Annotated in this window: 17 protein-coding genes; 13 read left to right on the top strand and 4 right to left on the bottom strand. The window is 41.9% G+C overall.

Translation table 11 applies throughout. From position 1 onward, the window contains the following. From QLG00_RS08825 to QLG00_RS08780, 10 genes are all read left to right on the top strand, one after another. Positions 1-681, top strand: coding sequence for a response regulator transcription factor (locus tag QLG00_RS08825; protein WP_025094897.1), 681 nt, complete (start codon positions 1-3; stop codon positions 679-681). Positions 682-751: 70 nt separating this feature from the next. Continuing rightward, complete coding sequence (locus tag QLG00_RS08820; RefSeq protein ID WP_151796308.1) at positions 752-2,074, top strand: ATP-binding protein; 1,323 nt, start codon at positions 752-754, stop codon at positions 2,072-2,074. A 122-nt stretch (positions 2,075-2,196) separates the two neighbouring features. Then, positions 2,197-2,757 (top strand): hypothetical protein, encoded by a 561-nt coding sequence (locus tag QLG00_RS08815; protein ID WP_004946685.1) that lies wholly within the window; start codon positions 2,197-2,199, stop codon positions 2,755-2,757. After that, positions 2,747-4,096, top strand: coding sequence for a dihydroorotase (locus QLG00_RS08810; RefSeq protein WP_282470811.1), 1,350 nt, complete (start codon positions 2,747-2,749; stop codon positions 4,094-4,096). The genes QLG00_RS08815 and QLG00_RS08810 overlap by 11 nt, the downstream gene beginning before the upstream one ends. A gap of 169 nt (positions 4,097-4,265) precedes the next feature. Next, positions 4,266-5,144: a homocysteine S-methyltransferase family protein gene (locus tag QLG00_RS08805; RefSeq protein ID WP_004936890.1), complete on the top strand. Its 879-nt coding sequence runs from the start codon at positions 4,266-4,268 to the stop codon at positions 5,142-5,144. A 5-nt stretch (positions 5,145-5,149) separates the two neighbouring features. Continuing rightward, the gene (locus tag QLG00_RS08800) at positions 5,150-6,487 is read left to right on the top strand and encodes a basic amino acid/polyamine antiporter (protein ID WP_004936887.1); all 1,338 of its coding nucleotides are present in this window, start codon (positions 5,150-5,152) and stop codon (positions 6,485-6,487) included. A 240-nt stretch (positions 6,488-6,727) separates the two neighbouring features. Then, positions 6,728-7,033: a hypothetical protein gene (locus QLG00_RS08795; RefSeq protein ID WP_048763756.1), complete on the top strand. Its 306-nt coding sequence runs from the start codon at positions 6,728-6,730 to the stop codon at positions 7,031-7,033. Between the two features lie 257 nt (positions 7,034-7,290). Next, positions 7,291-8,667 (top strand): AarF/ABC1/UbiB kinase family protein, encoded by a 1,377-nt coding sequence (locus QLG00_RS08790; RefSeq protein ID WP_104124794.1) that lies wholly within the window; start codon positions 7,291-7,293, stop codon positions 8,665-8,667. Positions 8,668-8,893: 226 nt separating this feature from the next. After that, a complete protein-coding gene (locus QLG00_RS08785) occupies positions 8,894-10,177 on the top strand; it encodes an acyl-CoA dehydrogenase family protein (RefSeq protein WP_171076836.1) in 1,284 nt (427 codons plus the stop codon). Between the two features lie 30 nt (positions 10,178-10,207). Further along, complete coding sequence (locus QLG00_RS08780; RefSeq protein WP_025094889.1) at positions 10,208-11,413, top strand: acyl-CoA dehydrogenase family protein; 1,206 nt, start codon at positions 10,208-10,210, stop codon at positions 11,411-11,413. A gap of 46 nt (positions 11,414-11,459) precedes the next feature. On the opposite strand, the gene QLG00_RS08775 is transcribed toward QLG00_RS08780, so the two are convergent. Continuing rightward, the gene (locus tag QLG00_RS08775; RefSeq protein WP_025094888.1) at positions 11,460-12,683 is read right to left on the bottom strand and encodes an alkane 1-monooxygenase; all 1,224 of its coding nucleotides are present in this window, start codon (positions 12,681-12,683) and stop codon (positions 11,460-11,462) included. Positions 12,684-12,877: 194 nt separating this feature from the next. On the opposite strand from QLG00_RS08775, the gene QLG00_RS08770 reads away from it, so the two are divergent. Next, positions 12,878-13,813 carry an AraC family transcriptional regulator gene (locus QLG00_RS08770; RefSeq protein ID WP_004936875.1) on the top strand — a complete coding sequence of 312 codons (936 nt, stop codon included), beginning with the start codon at positions 12,878-12,880 and terminating at the stop codon, positions 13,811-13,813. A gap of 36 nt (positions 13,814-13,849) precedes the next feature. Here the strand turns inward: QLG00_RS08770 and QLG00_RS08765 are convergent, their stop codons facing one another. From QLG00_RS08765 to QLG00_RS08755, 3 genes are all read right to left on the bottom strand, one after another. Further along, a complete protein-coding gene (locus QLG00_RS08765) occupies positions 13,850-15,718 on the bottom strand; it encodes a SurA N-terminal domain-containing protein (protein ID WP_282470810.1) in 1,869 nt (622 codons plus the stop codon). Positions 15,719-15,853: 135 nt separating this feature from the next. Then, a complete protein-coding gene (locus QLG00_RS08760) occupies positions 15,854-16,126 on the bottom strand; it encodes an HU family DNA-binding protein (protein ID WP_004936869.1) in 273 nt (90 codons plus the stop codon). 166 nt (positions 16,127-16,292) lie between these two features. Next, the gene (locus QLG00_RS08755) at positions 16,293-16,751 is read right to left on the bottom strand and encodes a phasin family protein (RefSeq protein WP_048763749.1); all 459 of its coding nucleotides are present in this window, start codon (positions 16,749-16,751) and stop codon (positions 16,293-16,295) included. A 176-nt stretch (positions 16,752-16,927) separates the two neighbouring features. Between QLG00_RS08755 and QLG00_RS08750 the strand changes: the two genes are divergently transcribed. Then, positions 16,928-17,581, top strand: a complete 654-nt coding sequence (locus QLG00_RS08750) for a hypothetical protein (RefSeq protein WP_055414549.1) — start codon at positions 16,928-16,930, stop codon at positions 17,579-17,581. A 109-nt stretch (positions 17,582-17,690) separates the two neighbouring features. Then, complete coding sequence (locus QLG00_RS08745) at positions 17,691-18,164, top strand: Rrf2 family transcriptional regulator (RefSeq protein WP_004946658.1); 474 nt, start codon at positions 17,691-17,693, stop codon at positions 18,162-18,164. Position 18,165: the final 1 nt, after the last annotated feature.

Here is an 18,165-nt window from a genome sequence, read left to right as displayed (position 1 = left end):
GTGATCAGAATTTTATACATAGAAGACGATGTCATGATCGGTAAAACGACTTTCAAGCTGCTTCAGCATGAGAAGTTTGAAGTCGATTGGGCCAAAAATGGCATCGAGGCACTCGATTTTTTATTTCGCCAGACTTATCACTTGGTTTTACTCGATTTGGGCTTGCCGGAACTTGACGGCCTAGACGTACTCAAGCACATTCGTAAAAAAATGGAGCTAAACAAGCTGGCAGTGATTATTATCAGTGCCCGCGATCAGAGTAAAGAAAAGATTCAGGGTTTGAAGCTCGGCGCAGATGATTATATCGTCAAGCCTTACGATTTTGATGAGTTAGTGGCACGGATTGAATCCGTTTTGCGACGCGGTAATTATTCCTCTTTAAGTGAAATTAGTTTTAAAGTGGGTCAGATTCAGCTTTTTCCAAATACACATCGACTGCTCAAAGAAGGCCAGCCCATTAATGTTTCAAATAAAGAGTGGGCCATTTTAGAACCAATGATGATGTATCCCAATCAGATTTTTTCTAAAAATATGCTCGAAGAAAAACTCTACGATTGCGATGATGAAGTGAACAGCAATACCATTGAGGTCCATATTCATAATTTAAGACAAAAGCTAGGGAAAGATTTTATCCGAAATGTGCGAGGCTTAGGCTATTGTGTTGAAAGCACAGACAAATGACCACCGAGGCCTGAAATTCAGGTTCAGTCAGCTTCGATCCTTTTATCGCGAAAAACCACTCAGCCAACGTATGACGTGGAGCATTTCGCTTTTCAGTATTTTTTTGCTTTTTTTTATCGGAATTGCGGCGTATCGAATTGCATTAGAAGAATCTCAGGAGGTAATCGATCGCCAAATGCAGGAAATGGCGGAATTTCTCGATAAAAACGACTTGTCATTACGCTTATCTACTTATGATCCTAAAGCTGAGTATGATGAAACCGATGTCTTTATTGATATTATTAAAGATACCGAACTTGCAAAACTAAGCCAACAATACGACTATATTTTGCCATACTCCTCTACCCCATATTTCACAAGAAAAAAAACCATCCGCGGCGAACTTAAAATTTATGTGTATCCTGCCAAAGACAAGCAAATTCAGATTAGTCAGTTAATCAAAGTTCGGCGACATCTGGCCAAAGAATTGGCATTTAACATGCTGATTCCGTATATCTTTTTTATGCCATTTGGTATTTATGGGGTATATCGTTTGATTCGTCATCACCTTAAAACGCTCACCAAACTTCGTAGTACCTTTTCAGAGCGCAATTACACCGATCTGTCAGAGGTCAAAATTGATCATTTGCCGATGGAAATCCGCCCAGCCATAGATGAACTCAACTATTTGTTTAAGCGCATTGATGAGGCAAAAAATCAGCAGCAAGTGTTTATTGCCAATGCTGCTCATGAACTTCGAACGCCACTGACTGCTTTAAAGCTACAAACCTCACTTTTACTTAAAACACCACAAGATCATCCGTTTTATCAAGAAAATCTGAATGATCTATCTCTGAGTCTGAAACGCATGTCACATCTGGTCGATCAGCTCATGAGTTTGGCACATCAGGAAATTCAGCAAGATGAGCCACTACAGTCACTCAATCTGGTCAATGCACTTCGCTTAAGTGTCGGTCAGTTATTGGCCAATGCGCGTAAAAAACAAATCGAAATTCAAGTCAGTATTGAGCCCGCTCTCGAGCAAGTGATGATTTTGGCGCGCCCCAATACCTTGCAAAGTATATTTATCAACCTCATCGATAATGCCATTAAATACAGCCCACCCAAAAATCAGGTCTGTATTTTAGTTTCATACGATCATGAAATGATCTGTGTCGATATCCACGACAATGGCCCGGGAATCTCAGAGCATCAATACAACCATGTGTTGCAACGTTTTGTTCGTTTAGAAAAAACTCAGCATAATGCAATAGGAAGTGGTTTAGGGCTTTCGATTGTCAATACCGCATTGCAGTCACTCGATGCATCTATGCAATTTAAGACGTCTAATCTTTTAAATGGATTATGCGTGCAATTAAAATTCAAGCCCATTCCTGAATCAAAGGACGAATGAACAACATTTTAGGCCAAAAATTAAAGATTGAATGACTTGATTGAATTTATTGTTATGTTATAACATAACAATAATACAGATCACTGTAGCTCCCATTTATTCACTGCTTAATAATATTGACTATGATTCGTAAAAACCCATCAGGCCATTTGCCGCAAATTCATCAATCTGCCTACATTGATCAGACTGCCATCATTTGTGGCAAAGTCATCATTCACGCCAATGTGTTTGTTGGGCCTTACGCTGTCATTCGTGCAGATGAAACCGATGAAAATGGTGATATGGAACCGATCGTGATTGGTGCAAATTCGAATATTCAAGATGGTGTGGTTATTCATTCAAAAGCCGGTGCAGCCGTTCAAATTGGTGAAAACTCATCAATTGCGCACCGATCGATTATTCATGGGCCATGCGTCATCGGTGCGCGTGTTTTTGTCGGTTTTAACAGTGTACTATTTAATTGCAAAATCGGTAATAACAGCGCCATTCGTCATAATGCCGTTGTCGATGGTCGTGATTTACCGCCTAACTTCTATGTCCCTGCCATGAGTTATATCAACGCCAAAACCGACTTGGCGGCGTATCCCCCAATTGACGTCTCGATTACCGAATTTTCAGAAAGCGTGGTGACCACCAACATTGAATTGGTTCAAGGATATAAGGCATTATCTAATGAGTTTTAATGCCTTACCCAACCTGATTATTCGTAACGCACATCTGGTCAATGAAGGTCATAGCCAATTTTGTGATGTTTTGATTCAGCAAGGCCGTATTTCCAAAATACAGTCCTCGATTACAGGCATACATCGTGCAAAAGAGATCGAGGCCAATGGCGCTTGGCTACTGCCCGGCATGATTGACGATCAGGTTCACTTTCGTGATCCAGGTGCGCCACATAAAGGCACTATTGCCTCTGAGTCGGCAGCAGCAACTGTAGGTGGCATTACCAGCTTCATGGACATGCCCAATACCAAGCCCGCTACGCTAAACTTAGATGCCTTGAATGCCAAAAAAGCAATTGCAGCGCGCTCGAGTCATGGCAATTATGCATTTCATTTTGGTGTAAGTGCAGACAACCTGTCGATTATTGAGCAGCTCGATCCAAAGCTGGTCAGCGGCGTGAAAGTCTTTATGGGTTCTTCTACTGGCAATATGCTGGTAGATGATCCAAAAGCGCTTGAGTTTTTATTTGCTCATGTTCCCACTATTTTACTCACGCACTGTGAATCTAGCCCCATAGTCACTGCCAATGAGGCGCTGTATCGGGCGCAATATGGTGAGAATGTTCCTGCGCATCTCCACCCACTGATTCGCGATGAAGCTTGCTGCTACGCAAGCTCAAAAATGGCAGTCGAGCTGGCAAAAAAATATCAAACACAATTGCACGTACTGCACCTGACCACAGCCAAAGAATTATCACTTTTTGAAAATAAACCGCTTCATGAAAAGCACATAACGGCTGAAGTATGTATTCATCATTTACATTTTGATGCCCAAGATTACGACCAGCTCGGTCATCTGATCAAGTGTAACCCGTCAATCAAAACAAAAACTGATCGAGATGCCTTGATTAAAGCTCTTTCATCAAGTGATTTGTTAGATATTATTGGTACAGATCATGCTCCGCACACTTGGGATGAAAAACAAAACAGTTACTTTAATGCACCAGCAGGTTTACCCCTTGTTCAGCATGCCCTGCCTGCATTGCTTGAGCTGGTTGCGGCAGACCAATTGCGTATCGAAGATATGGTCAACAAAACCTCACATCGCGTGGCCGATTTATTTAAAATTAAAGAGCGCGGCTATATTCGAGAAGGTTATTGGGCCGATCTGGTTTTAGTCGAAAAAAATCCATGGTCCGTTGCCGAGCAGCCGATTTACATGCACTGTGGCTGGACCCCTTTTCAGCATAAAAGTTTTCAGTATCGCGTCGCCACCACCATCGTATCGGGACAAATCGCGTGGCACAATCAACAGTTGTATCTCAATTGCCGAGGTCATGCACTTGAAATTGATCGATGAATCTGGGTCATCTTTCATTAAGAGGATTGAACCAAATTAATCTTTCTTTATCTAAAATATTCATATAAATTGCTTATTTTTTTATAAGCATACCCCCAGTTGTCAATTTTTTACACAGGTGGCGATGCTTATATCCTCTATAATCAACTTTTTTTGTATTCGAGATCTTATGAAAATTTTAGATGGCGGATTTGGGCGCGAGCTGGCTCGTCGTGGTGCACCTTTTAGACAACCTGAATGGTCAGCTTTGGCACTTACCGAAGCACCTGATATTGTGAAGCAGGTTCATCTAGATTTTATTCGTGCAGGCGCTGAAGTCATTACCACCAACAACTATGCAGTTGTACCTTTTCATATTGGTCAAGACCGTTTTGATCAAGAGGTCACTGATTTAGTCAAGGTTGCCACTACTCAGGCCAAACGTGCAGTTGAAGAAAGTGGCGCTGCGGTGCAGATTGCGGGCTGTCTTCCTCCACTTTTTGGTTCTTACCGCGCCGATTTATTTCAGGCAGATGAAGCAGCCACTTTGGCACGCCCTATTATTGAAGCATTGTCGCCTGACGTTGACTTATGGCTTGCAGAAACTCAGTCGTGTTTGGCAGAAGTTCGTACTGTTCGTGAGCTTTTACCTCAAGACGGTCGTGAATTCTGGGTTTCCTTTACCCTCCAAGATGATCAGGCGCTTCCTGCTGCACAGCTACGTTCTGGCGAAAGCATCGCAGAAACTGCCGAACTGATTAAATCACTAAATGTCAGTGCCGTACTGTTCAACTGCTGTCAGCCAGAAGTCATTCTTCAAGCGATTCAAGAAATTCGTGAACTCATTCCAGACACCATTAAAATTGGTGCCTATGCGAATGCATTTCCGCCACAAAACAGTGAAGCCACAGCCAATGATGGTCTAGATGAAATCAGAAAAGACTTAGATCCAGACGCGTATTTGCAATTTGCCAAACAATGGCAAGATGCTGGCGCCAGTATGATTGGGGGATGCTGTGGTATTGGTCCTGAACATATTCAGAAACTCTCTCAATTTTTTCAAGACTAAGCCGCATGTCCACTTCTAAAATTGGTTTACTCTCCCTCACCGCCTTGGTGTTTAGTTCCATGGTCGGTTCAGGCGTATTTAGTCTGCCACAAAATATGGCTGCTGTTGCCAATGGTTCTGCTTTACTGTTTGCATGGCTGATCACTGGCGTCGGTATTATTTTTCTGGCGATATCCTTGCTACATTTGACCCGTCAACGTCCAGATCTGGATGGCGGGATTTACAACTATGCACGCGAAGGCTTTGGCGATTTGATCGGCTTTTGTTCTGCCTGGGGTTACTGGCTCTGTACCACTGTCGGGATTGTTGGCTATGTGGTCATTGCTTTTTCTGCGGTGGGTATGTTTACCGATACGCCTGAACATACCTACTTTGGTGAAGGCAATACCCTATATGCGCTTATAGGCTCATCCATTTTTGTCTGGCTTGTGCACTGGCTGGTTAGTAGAGGCATTAAAGAAGCGGCTTTGGTCAATTTGCTGGCAACAATTGCCAAGATTGTGCCACTTGTCGTATTTATTTTGTTTTCGTTTGTGGCGTTCAAGCTTGAACTATTCAAATTAAATTTTCTCGATACATCCTTACAAATGCCAGTATGGCAACAAGTGCGTGATGTCATGCTGATTACGCTCTGGGTATTTACAGGTATCGAAGGCGCCGTTGTCCTGTCGTCACGCGCCAAACGTAGAAACGATATCGGTAAAGCAACTCTACTGGGTGTGTTATTGGCACTGGGCTTTTATGTCATGGTGACGGTATTGTCATATGGTATCAATACACGTGCAGAGATTGCAGGCATGCATAATCCCTCTATGGCCAGTATCCTTGCGCAATTGATTGGTTTGCCGGGTACCATTGTCATTACATTGGGACTGATTATTTCAGTTTCTTCGTCCTACTTAAGCTGGACCTTATTTGCAACCGAAATTCCATTTTTGGCTGCAAAAAATGGCGCCTTTCCAAAAAGTTTTTTAAAAACCAATACCAATAATGTACCGATTACATCATTGTGGCTGACCTCGATTGTGGTACAGCTTTCATTGATTGCAGTATGTTTTTTCAATAAAAACTACACCCAGCTTTTACTGATCTCATCGGTCATGATCCTGTTGCCTTACTTTTTGGTTTCTGCTTTTTATCTGAAAGAATCTGCACGCCACAAACGTGGCAAACATATTTTTATTGCCGGTATCGCAACCTTATATGCGGTGTGGCTGTTATATGCTGCAGGTCTGTCTTTGTTATTGTTGTCTGGTATTTTGTACCTGCTCGGGCTCGTGATTTATTTTTATAGCCGCTATTCGGTCAAACGCGGCAATACAGAAAAACTACTCAACGATTAAAATAATTCATGATTTCAGCCATACAGTGATGTAGCTTAAACATGACCATGTTCATGGCTTAATCTTCATCACTGTATTTTTTTCTTTGTAATTTACTCATTATAGTCTGTTCATTTACTTGTGGACTTTCATCAACAGCGGACCAACACGCTTCGCAAAGATTTCACATTGAGTTGATTAAACTCATCTGAGCGAATAATGTGATAAGTTTTGATTGATCCATCTAGAGGTACATCCGATATGAGTTATAAGCATAATAATCTTATGGCAATGCGTGAAAAGTACTGGAGTGACAACGCTTCACATCATGTGCAAAATGAAAAAACGTTCTTTTGCGAAACCTTGCAAGAACACAAAATTTTTGATCAGCCTTCACTGGACGATGCCCGATACTTCTTTTTTACACTCCCTAGTATTGTTATTGTAAAAGGATACGCCTTGGGTTTTACTCACGATTTGGTCAAGAGCATGATTGCCAAGCATATTGAAGCTAACAAGGTTCAACTCAAACAGCGTCACCAGATCAAGATTCAGTATGCGATGTAGTCAAGCTGGATACTGAATAACAATACTTGGTGAAAAAGTTGAATGAATTCAGATAAATCGACTGCAGTTCATCACAATTCAGTTTTATTCACTTACAAAATTGCCTTAAAATACGATACCCTCAATTTCAGCGTCTGATTGCAGTAATACTTTTCATCTTTTAAACAGCCTATGACTGTTTTAATACGATTAGAGCCTGTAGTATTCGTTACAATTGTCTTCATTACTTTTCTGCGTGTTTCAGCAAAGGATTTTATATGTCAAATCAGAACGATAAGCTTAAGAATTTAAAAACTTCTTCGATGGATCGACGCTTATCGATCGCAAAAGCCTCGTTCCTCGCAGGCACGCGCTGGGCCACTGCAAGTGCAAGCTCAATGTTTTCAAGTGAAGCAGAAAAGGAAAAGAAAAGAAAAAAAGCCATGACCGAGCAAGCCAATTATTTGGTTTCTGAAATTGGCAAGCTGAAAGGCTCTATCGTCAAAATCGGCCAGATGATGGCACTCTACGGCGAGCACTTTCTACCTGAGGAAATTACTCAGGCACTCAATACCCTCAATAACCAGACCGTCGCATTGGCTTGGCCTGCAATCAAATCGCATTTACAAACGCAACTGGGCAGTAAGCTGGATGATCTTATTATTGATCATGAACCTATCGGTACCGCTTCATTGGCACAGGTTCACCGCGCAACACGTAAATCTGACGGTCTAGAGCTGGTATTAAAAATTCAGTATCCAGGTGTGGCCGAAGCTATTGACTCGGATATGAGCCTGTTTAAAAACATGCTGAAACTCACCCGCATGGTGCCGCAAACACGTGAGTTTGATCAGTGGTTTGAAGAAGTCAGAGAAATGATGCACCGTGAGGTGAGTTACGATATTGAAGCTGCAACTACGCGTCGCTTTGCAGAGCGCTTAAAAAGCGATCCACGTTATGTTGTTCCTCAAATTGTCGATCGCTACTGTACAAGCAAAATCTTATGCATGACCTATGAACGTGGCGTCCCAATTAATAGCCCCGTGATGTTGTCTTTGCCACAAGAACGCCGTAATCAATTGGGTGAAGCCTCTCTTGAAATTGCTGTCCGCGAGATTTTTGAGTGGGGAGAAATGCAGACCGATCCAAACTTCGGCAACTATTTGGTACGTTTGGGCAATGGCGAGGACATCAACGACAAAATTGTTTTACTCGATTTTGGTGCGATCCGCCAATTCGATGATCATCTGCTCAACGTTGCACGTAATTTGATTCAGGCTGGCTATCATCACAGCAGTGAAGAAATGGTTGCAGCCATGACAGGTTACGGTTTCTTTGACTCAATCCCGCAAAGCATCAAGCCAGATATGGCCAAGGTTTTCTTGCTGGCAACTGAAGCTTTCAGTTCACCACAAAATAATCCAGACATGCCAGAAGGTCTGATGGATCAGGATAACCGCTATGACTGGAAAAAAAGCCAGCTACATAGCCGTGTGATGCAACAAGCCAGCAAATCGATGGCCTCGCGTTATTTTTCTGTACCGCCTAAAGAGTTTATGTTTATTAGCCGTAAATTCATTGGTGCATACACCTTTATGACCGTGATTGAAGCCAAAACCAATGTTCGCCGTATGATTCAAAAATTTGTTCAATGATTCAATTGACTAGGATGACATTTGTCATCCTAGTCAATTCCGTTAAAAGCTCATTTTCAAAAATCGATTAAATTCCATAATATTCATACACTTATAAAAATAAAAAATTGTCTTTTACCGTTAGTCGAATTTTTTTCACCTGTCATCCATGACATAGTCTTTACTTTTACAGCATGTCAGCATAGTTCGTATTCCCTTCAGGGCAACGGAGTTTGCAATGTCAAATATGGTGAGTAAGGCGCAAGGTTTAGGACTATCATTGATTACCAAACTTGCAGGAAGTGACGTACTTGATCAACTCAAACTTAGAAAGTTTGTAGAGCGATCACTTTATCAAGGTTCAAAAACAGGCTTTAAGGCGCTTTCAAAAGCGCAGAAAACGTTTAAATCCAACTCAATTGATCGACAGCGCCTGCCTCGGCAAAACAAAGATTTATTTGATTTGAGTTTGACCGAAGAACAAACCATGACGCGCGAAGCCATGCGCAAATTTGCACAGGAAGTGCTTTATATACATGCACATCAAGCTGATCATGACGGACAATTCCCCGAAACTATTTGGCAATATCTAGATGAACTTGGCCTGAATTATTACGCCCTTCCCGAAGCTGCAGGAGGTGTAGCCAGTGAGCAAAATATTGTGAGTAATATTTTAATTGCAGAAGATCTGGCGCAAGGTGATTTTAGTCTAGCCGCAGGGATTTTAAGCAGCTTTAGTGCCATCAATGCGATCACTCGCTGGGGATCACAAAGCATTCAATCACGTTATTTATCCGCTTTTGCTGAAGATAGTCAGTTAAAAGCCACTTTTGCAACGCAAGAGAATACTGCCGCATTTAATCCGTTCCAGCTTAAAACGACAGCCAAGCGTGAAGGTGACCATTTTTACTTGGATGGACAAAAAACACTGGTGCTTTTAGGTGAGCATGCCGATCTTTACCTCGTCAGTGCCATGCTTGAGGGCCAGCCCGATGTATTTGTAGTTGAGCGAAGTGACACCATTGCCATAAAGTCATCGCCGGCGATGGGTTTAAAAGCGACTGAAACGGTAACACTTGAGTTTCAGCAGACCCCTGCCCAGCGCTTAGGTGACGATGATTTTGACTACAGTGCATTTGTCGATTTGGGTAACTTGATGTGGTGTGCCATGGCAGTTGGCACTTGCGAGGCGGTCAAACGCTATTGTATTGACTATGCCAATGATCGGATCGCCTTTGGCGAACCTATCTCGCATCGTCAAAGTGTGGCATTTATGGTGGCCGATATGGCGATAGAGATTGATGCAATGCGGATGCTGGTTTGGAATGCGGCCAGTCTTGCAGAAGCTGGTCAATCCTTTCATCGTGAAGCGTACTTGGCTCGTTTATTGTGTGCCGAAAAATCCATGCGGATCGGCACAGATGGCGTGCAAATTCTGGGCGGTCATGGCTTTACCAAAGAACATCCTGTCGAACGCTGGTATCGAGATTTGCGCGCAACTGCGATTGTTCACTCGGGCTTACATGCATAAACACACGACAAGCAGAAGAAAGGATATGCCATGAACTTACAAACTCCCAAAAAATTTAAAATGATGGTCAGTCAGGCGCATGATGTCGCAGTCAATGTTTTACGCCCCATTTCACGTAAATATGACAAAGCTGAGCACGCCTATCCTAAAGAACTCGATATGATTGCCTCACTGATTGACGGCATGAATGAAGGTGGTGACGGAATCAATGCAGGCGCAGCGGGTGCGAGCAAACGCGGCGATGAAAATCGAGAAGGCATTCGAAACGGCACCAATATGTCAACCGCACTCGGTATTATAGAAATGTGCTATGGCGATACCGGATTACTGCTCAGTATGCCGCGTCAAGGACTTGGTAACTCTGCAATTGCAGCAGTAGCGAATGACGAACAACTGAAACGCTTTAAAGGCATCTGGGCTGCAATGGCCATTACCGAACCCAATTGTGGCTCTGACTCCGCTGCCATTCGAACCACCGCAGTAAAAGACGGTGATCACTACATTTTAAATGGTGAGAAAATATATGTAACATCGGGTGCTCGTGCTGATGCCGTGGTGGTTTGGGCAACACTGGATCGAAAGCTGGGTCGAGCTGCAATTAAGTCGTTTGTGGTGCCTAAAGGTACGCCGGGCATGACCATTGAACGTCTGGAGCATAAACTTGGAATTAAGGCCTCAGATACCGCTGCAATTAGTTTTGTCGATTGTCGAATTGGTGCCGAAAACTTGCTTGGCAATGCCGAGATCGATGTTGCCAAAGGCTTTGCAGGAGTTATGGAAACTTTTGATAACACCCGCCCACTGGTTGCTGCTATGGCCATAGGATGTGCCAAGGCATCACTTGAGCGCATTAAAATACTGTTAAAAGATCATCTCGATTCGCATTACAGCACCCCCTATTTACAGACTTCTCATTTGGCGGCGCAGGTCTATCGAATGGAAGCTGAATGGGAAGCGGCCCGTTTATTGACCCTTAAAGCGACATGGATGGCTGACAATAAACAACCCAACTCGAAAGAGGCCTCAATCGCAAAAGCCAAAGCTGCACGGATTTGTAATGAAATCACCCTAAAATGCGTCGAACTCGCGGCAGGTTTGGGTTATAACGAAGATGAACTACTCGAAAAATGGGCGCGTGACTCAAAAATTCTGGATATTTTTGAAGGAACTCAACAAATTCAGTTACTCATTATTGCACGGCGAGAACTCGGTAAATCGTCCAGCGAGCTCAAGTAATCCAATTTTTTAAGTTTAAAAAAAGCCTCTAATGAGGCTTTTTTATTTATTCAGATGATTGCGTTGGATCGGTTAGACCAAATTTTGCAAACAATTTGGCACGGCGTTTAGGATATATATTGGCTTTAGATAAATCGCCTTTATAATGCGCCAGCACACGCTGATCCATCATTTTGAACCAAAGTGGTGGAATCATGGCTGGCAATAACATGCTGGCATATCCGCTTGGTAACTCAGGTGCTTCATCGAAATGGCGTAACGCCTGAAATGGTCGTGTTGGATAAGCATGATGATCAGAATGACGCTGTAACTGGTACAAAAATAAATTGGTCACAATATTATTATTGTTCCAGCTATGTTCAGGCATGGTTCGTTCGTATTGACCATTCTCTTTTTTCTGCCGTAATAGACCGTAATGCTCAATATAGTTAATAATTTCAAATAAACTAATGCCATAAAATGCCTGAGTCACCAAATAAGGCAGTGTCCCCTTACCAAATATACCCAGCATACTGCTGTGAAAAGCAGCACTCATACCCCAGCCTTGCAACAGTTCATTCTCCTTCGACCAGAACTTTTTACCTTTACGTTTTAGACGCGTTGTTTCAATTTCGATCGCAGATTTAAGTGAACCAAATACGGTGCGTGGCCAAAATTCATAAAAGGTTTCTCCCATTTGCGATGACGCGGGATCTTCTGGGGTTGCCGCACGTTTATGGTGCCCGTAAGGATGTTCGATCCGAAAATGGTTATAGCCAGTCGGAACCAAAGCCAGATGTGATAAAAGATGATCAATGCGATCCTGTTTATGACTTAATTCGTGTGCTGTATTCACGGCAATGCCATTAATCGCCCCCATTGAAATGCCGAGTAAGATTTTATCTAAAAAGGATGTTTGTTTACGGCTCGTTAGATAGCAAGCATATACGTTGGCGATATATTGCAAAGGAATGAATGTTTTGACTAACCGAGCATAATAGGGATCATTTTCGAGTTGTTTGATCTCTTCCACACTCGGATTACTGGCATCTTTGCCAATCAGCGTATCAATCGTCGGAATAATTACGTGCAGAAGTAATGGACCGCCCAATGCAAAGATCTTTTTGATCGGACGAGGAGAAAATTGATAGCCTGCCAAAATTCCGATACCCAAAACTGGAAGCGCAGGACTGATCATCCATAAATAGCGTTTGCGATCAATCTCACGCATCGACTTAGTTGCCTGAATGGCGTCTTCTAAAGACGGGTCCACTTTCACTGGTGCGTTCATTGTGCATCCTTTCTTTTTCTTGCCTTGTGTTAAAGCTATGATTATGTATTCTGCGCCGTTAAAACAGTCGTAGGCGTCCAAAAAACCTATTTAAACGTCTTTGGCATTTTCATCCATTTCAATGACCTAAAATCACATGTAGATGAGAAAATCACGTAATATAATCAAGACATAAAAAGAATCTGAAACGCGGTATGGATGCACTGAGTAAAATCTTTGATGATATTCATTTAAATAAGTCTGAATATTTATACCTTAAAACCCAAGGTGAATGGGCTTTTCATTGCGGTGCACAAGATGCATTGGTGACTCATATCATCTTGATGGGAAGTGCAACATTTTACATCACCGATGGCACGCAGGTTGAAGCACAGGCAGGCGATATTGTGCTGATTCCCTCTGGAAAAGCACATCACGTCTCGAATGATAGGCAGAGTAAGCTGATTGACAGCATGAGTATTGATCATCTATTCAATGGTCATCTCAATGACGCGATTGAATTCGGCTCTGGATCAAATGAACACGCCCTGATCTTTACTGTGCGTAGTCATATTGATATGCATATGGCTGGGCCACTACTCGATGCTTTACCTGCATTTCTTCATATTCATCATGCCATGAGTTCGACTGGGCCTGAATGGCTACGCGTCGGGTTGTATTTTGTGGCACTCGAGACGCAGCGGATTCAACCGGGTCGAGATAAAATTTTTGATCATTTGATGAGTATTCTTTTCATTGAATGTGTTCGCGATTATATTGCACAGCTTGACGATCAAGAAAGCTGGCTTACTGCACTGAAACATCCAGAATTGTCTAGCGCTCTAGCGGCAATTCATGCATATCCCGAACAGCCTTGGACGGTCGAAACACTCGCAGATCAATGCTGTATGTCGCGTTCAAAATTTGCCAGTTTGTTTCAGAGTGTACTACGCGAAACACCACTGGCTTATTTACAGCAACATCGTTTACGGCTCGCGGTCCAACTACTCAGAACCAGCAACTTCAATATTCAGCAAATTGCCCATAAGGTGGGTTATGCTTCTGAAACTGCATTTAGTCAAGCCTTTAAGCGACAGTTTGAACAAACACCCAAACAGTATCGACAAAGTATTAATGTAAATGTCGAATAAAAAAAGCGCCATTTCGGCGCTTTTTTTGATTGAAACTTATTTTATTTTTGCATGAGACTTCAGATATTGGGTGTAATCATCCAATTCCTGTTGTCCGCGGAAACGTTGATAAAGCTTATTCAACTCTTGAAGCTGCTCTGGATTCAATGCATCAACTGCTTTTGAATTGACATCAGATACGGCAACCACAACCATTTCGTCGGGTAGCTTAGTCGCAGCTACAGACCACATACCGGCTTTTGGTGCGCTTAGGCTAAATGCTGTACGTTCAATTTCGCGTTTTAGGCCTTGAGAGCGAGCAAATACTCCTGCATTTTCAAAACGTAAACCACTTTTTGCAACCACTTGTGCCGCAGGTTGTGTTTTAAAGTCATTCAGAATCGTTTGAATTTTTGCTTGAGCAGCTTTAAAGGCCTTATCTTCGATGAGTTTAGCACGCACTTGGGCAGTTGCAGCGGCTAAAGGTTTTACACCTGCTGCATGATAATTGCGGACTTTCACCCAAATCGTATCACCATTGGCCAACTGAATGTTGGTCGATGCATTACGATCACCGTTCTTTACATCATCACTAAAGAGTTTTGCCTTGACACTGGCTTGACTCAATAGTGGGTGTTGCGTTCCAACTGTGACGCCGTTGAGTGCTTCAACTTTGCTGCCTTTTACTTCTTGAGCAACTGAATCTAATGCATCGCTACTCACCACCATTTCATTTAAACGATTGATGGTGTCTGAGTATGCATTTGCTGCTTTAGACTTTTGTGATTCAGCAGTTAATCTGGCTTTTTCTGCCTCAAACGAAGGCACATTTTGCTGAGCCGTTTCAACCTGAATAATATGATAACCATATTGCGTTTTCACAGGTTTGGAAATCTGACCATTTTTCAATGACTGGACTGCCTGATCGAAATCTGCCGAGAAGACACCCGGTTGGTAAGCATCGACTAAACCACCATTAGCTTTTGAGCTGGTGTCATCTGAATACTGCTGCGCGGCCTGAGCAAATGAAGTTCCAGCCTGAATCTTGGCATAAACATCATTGGCCAGTTTCAATGCTTGTGCATCAGTTCGGTTATCCAAAGTAATCAAGATGTGCTTTACATTTCGTTTGGCATCTTTCTTTTGATTTTCTACAAAAGTGCTATAAGCCTGTTGCAATTCTGCTTCAGTAACCGCAGCCGGTGCCGTCGTTATCTGTGATGGTGAAACCACAATATAGTCGACATCTACACTTGCAATCTGTTTGAAGCTGTTTTTATGTGCATTGTAATAGTCAGCAATTTCTTGATTGGTTACACTGATATTCTTCTTATATTCATCAAGTTTAATGCTAGCCAAATGCAACGTACGCTGCTCTGTTTGTAAGACAGCAACTTGCTGGAGATCATGTTTACTCACCAGTGCTGTATCGACCACGCTTGACGTCAGCATTTTCAAAGCATGATCTTGACGAAGACTTGCGATCAATGCCTGACTGGTCATGCCAACCGAGCGCAAGTAATTGCTGTATAAGGTTTCAGAAAATTTACCATTTTCCTGGAAACTTGGTTGCTGAGCCAGCATTTGTTCAATTTGTGCATCGCTCAAAGAAATGCCTAATTTTTCTGCTTGCTGTAACAATAGACTACGAGCAATAAGGGTATTGAGCGCATTTTCTTGAATATACGATTGATTTAATAAGGTTTCATCACCTTTCACTAGCGACAAATACTGTTCTTTATAGGTTTTGGTTAAATTTTCCAAATCCTTTTTGGAGATATCTTGACCATTTACCGTTTTAGCAACATCTGCTTTGTTTCCCCCGCCAAAATAGCCTTCAATTCCCACGAGCGCCAAAGGGGTCAAAAACAAAATCAGCAGGACTTTTCCAAGCCAACCCTTAATGACTTTACGAAACGATTCCATAAATATTCCAATATTTTATTTCGGAGGGATTTTAACTGAAAAACGCTATTGAATGAATGTATGAAACACTCAGAGACGCATCTTTTTTTAATAAAAAACGCGCCTTAAGATGGCGCGTTTAATTTTATTAAAAGATTAAGCAACAGAATCTTTTAAACCTTTACCAGCTTTAAAGCTTGGTACTTTGGTCGCTTTAATTTGAAGCTCTTCACCAGTTTTTGGGTTACGGCCCGTACGCGCAGCACGATCTTTCACGCTAAATGTACCAAAACCTACTAAAGTGACAGAATCACCTTTTTTAAGCGCTTCTGTTACAGAAGCAATAGTCGCATCCAATGCCTTACCAGCATCAGTTTTAGACAATCCCCCTTTCTCCGCAATCGCATCAATTAATTCTGATTTATTCATGAAGGTAACGTCCTCTTAATTCGTTTATTTGAGATCCAAGGCTGAAGTTTAAAAAGGCCATGACGCCTTTATAGCAATGCTTTAGGGGGAAACGCAATACTACCTAAGCTGTTTTAGTTAAAATAACGACGAATTTATGAAGAAATTTGCCAAAATCAGTTTTTTCTCACTTTTCATTTAATTTCGCTTGCAACTTTTGATTTTCTTGTATCAACAAATCAACTTTTGCCGTAAGTTGTACTAACATTTGCTCCAGATGCTGAACGTCTTTTGTAGTCACAAGACCAATCCGATTCAGCGAATGATGGACACTATGGTCAATCATCTTTTCAACTTTGTCCTTTGTATCGACGACAGATTCTTTGGCTTTTTCAGTTACCCGATGTACAGTTTGATCGGCAACATCTTGGGTTTTTGACTCAAGCTCTTCTCCAACTTTGACCAATGAGTCAAAAAGCTTGTTCCCTTCTTCCTCTGCACGTGAGAAAGCCCCTAAACCAGCCAACCAGATCTGCTTGGTATATTTTCTAAAATCTAAAGCCGATTTTCGAGAAGCTTTTATTTTTTCACATTTTTTTTCTGATTCATTGTCTAGATCATCTGCATTGACTGATTTTTTTTCCATTCGTCTTTACTCCTGATTACTTTCGCATCACTTTGTCGGATTTGTATTAAAAATACTTCTATAATAACAAGCCAGCACTTGATCGTTTATTAAAAGTGTTCTACAAAGCAAACTAAATTGATTTTTATATCGAGCTGTATTACTCAACACATGCGTTATCTAAGGATTCACTTTTTATGAGCGAAGCGCAACAAAGAAAAGAACAAAGTTATTTGTTGCTCAATATTATTTTGATCATCCTTGAAACTGTCTTCACTTTTATCTTAAAGAACGACGGTGTCATTGCTTTGCAAGCAAAAAAGTTTGTTCAGAACAAAGTGACCATCCGCATCAACAGCTATCTTCCTTATTTCGACTGTTATGTGCAGTTTTGTGAAAAAGGCATTTTGTTCGATTATAAAGCGCCAGAGCATCCAGTAGATCTTACCGTCAATACGACTTTAATGGATTTATTTAAAGTGTTGTCTGTGGGTAATCGCTATAGCATCAAAAAAATGCGTATTGAAGGCGACGAACAGCTTAAAGAACAATTCAAAGATATCATTCTTCACTTTAGTGTACCTAAGCTTTTTGCAGACTGGAAACAATGGTTAAACCAACCGGCTTCTCCAGATGATATTTTAGGTTCAAAAAAGCGAATCGCTCCCCTCTTGGACAAGATCGATCAGCAACGCACCCATATCAACACGCTAACTGTCGAAGTAAAACAATATAAAAACCGTTTACGTCGCTTGGAGCGTCGTCAGCGCATCACCAATATCGGCTTTGGTATTACGACAATCGTTTTGGTTTTGTTATTGGTGTATACTACGTGGCTGAATTACAACTAATAGAAAAATCTGATTATCTAAAGCGATTTAAATGACAGTGAAAAAACTTGACTAATTTAGTCAGGATTCATAAAATTCCATTATCTAGTCTCAACATGTGTACCGAATCATGCGTCTTACAACTCGCGGTCGCTACGCAGTGACTGCTTTACTTGATTTAGCCTTGCAGCCAACTGAACAAACGATCACGCTAGCAGAAATTGCAGCTCGCCAATCCATTTCAGTGGCCTATCTCGAACAACTCTTTGCAAAACTCAAGCGTCATGGCTTGGTTTCGAGTGTTCGCGGAGCAAATGGTGGTTACCACTTGGCACGCAACTCTGCCGAAATCACGGTTTTAGAAATCATTGAAGCAGTTAATGAAACTGTCGATGCCACGCGTTGTGACCATAAAGGCAACTGCCAAAACGGTGCAATGTGCTTAACACATGACTTATGGCAAGAACTTTCTCACCACATTGCCGATTACTTAGCAAAAATCACACTGGCTGACTTGATCGCACGCGACAACGTTCAAACCGTTGCACTACGTCAAAATTCAGTTCATTTCGATTCACCGCTTCTTTCGGTTACAGGTATTTGAC

It is taken from the genome of Acinetobacter sp. V89_7, from assembly GCF_029967895.1.
Lineage (GTDB): Bacteria > Pseudomonadota > Gammaproteobacteria > Pseudomonadales > Moraxellaceae > Acinetobacter > Acinetobacter soli.
The sequence above is the reverse complement of the archived record's forward strand: the minus strand, read 5'-3'. Positions and strand labels throughout refer to the sequence as shown.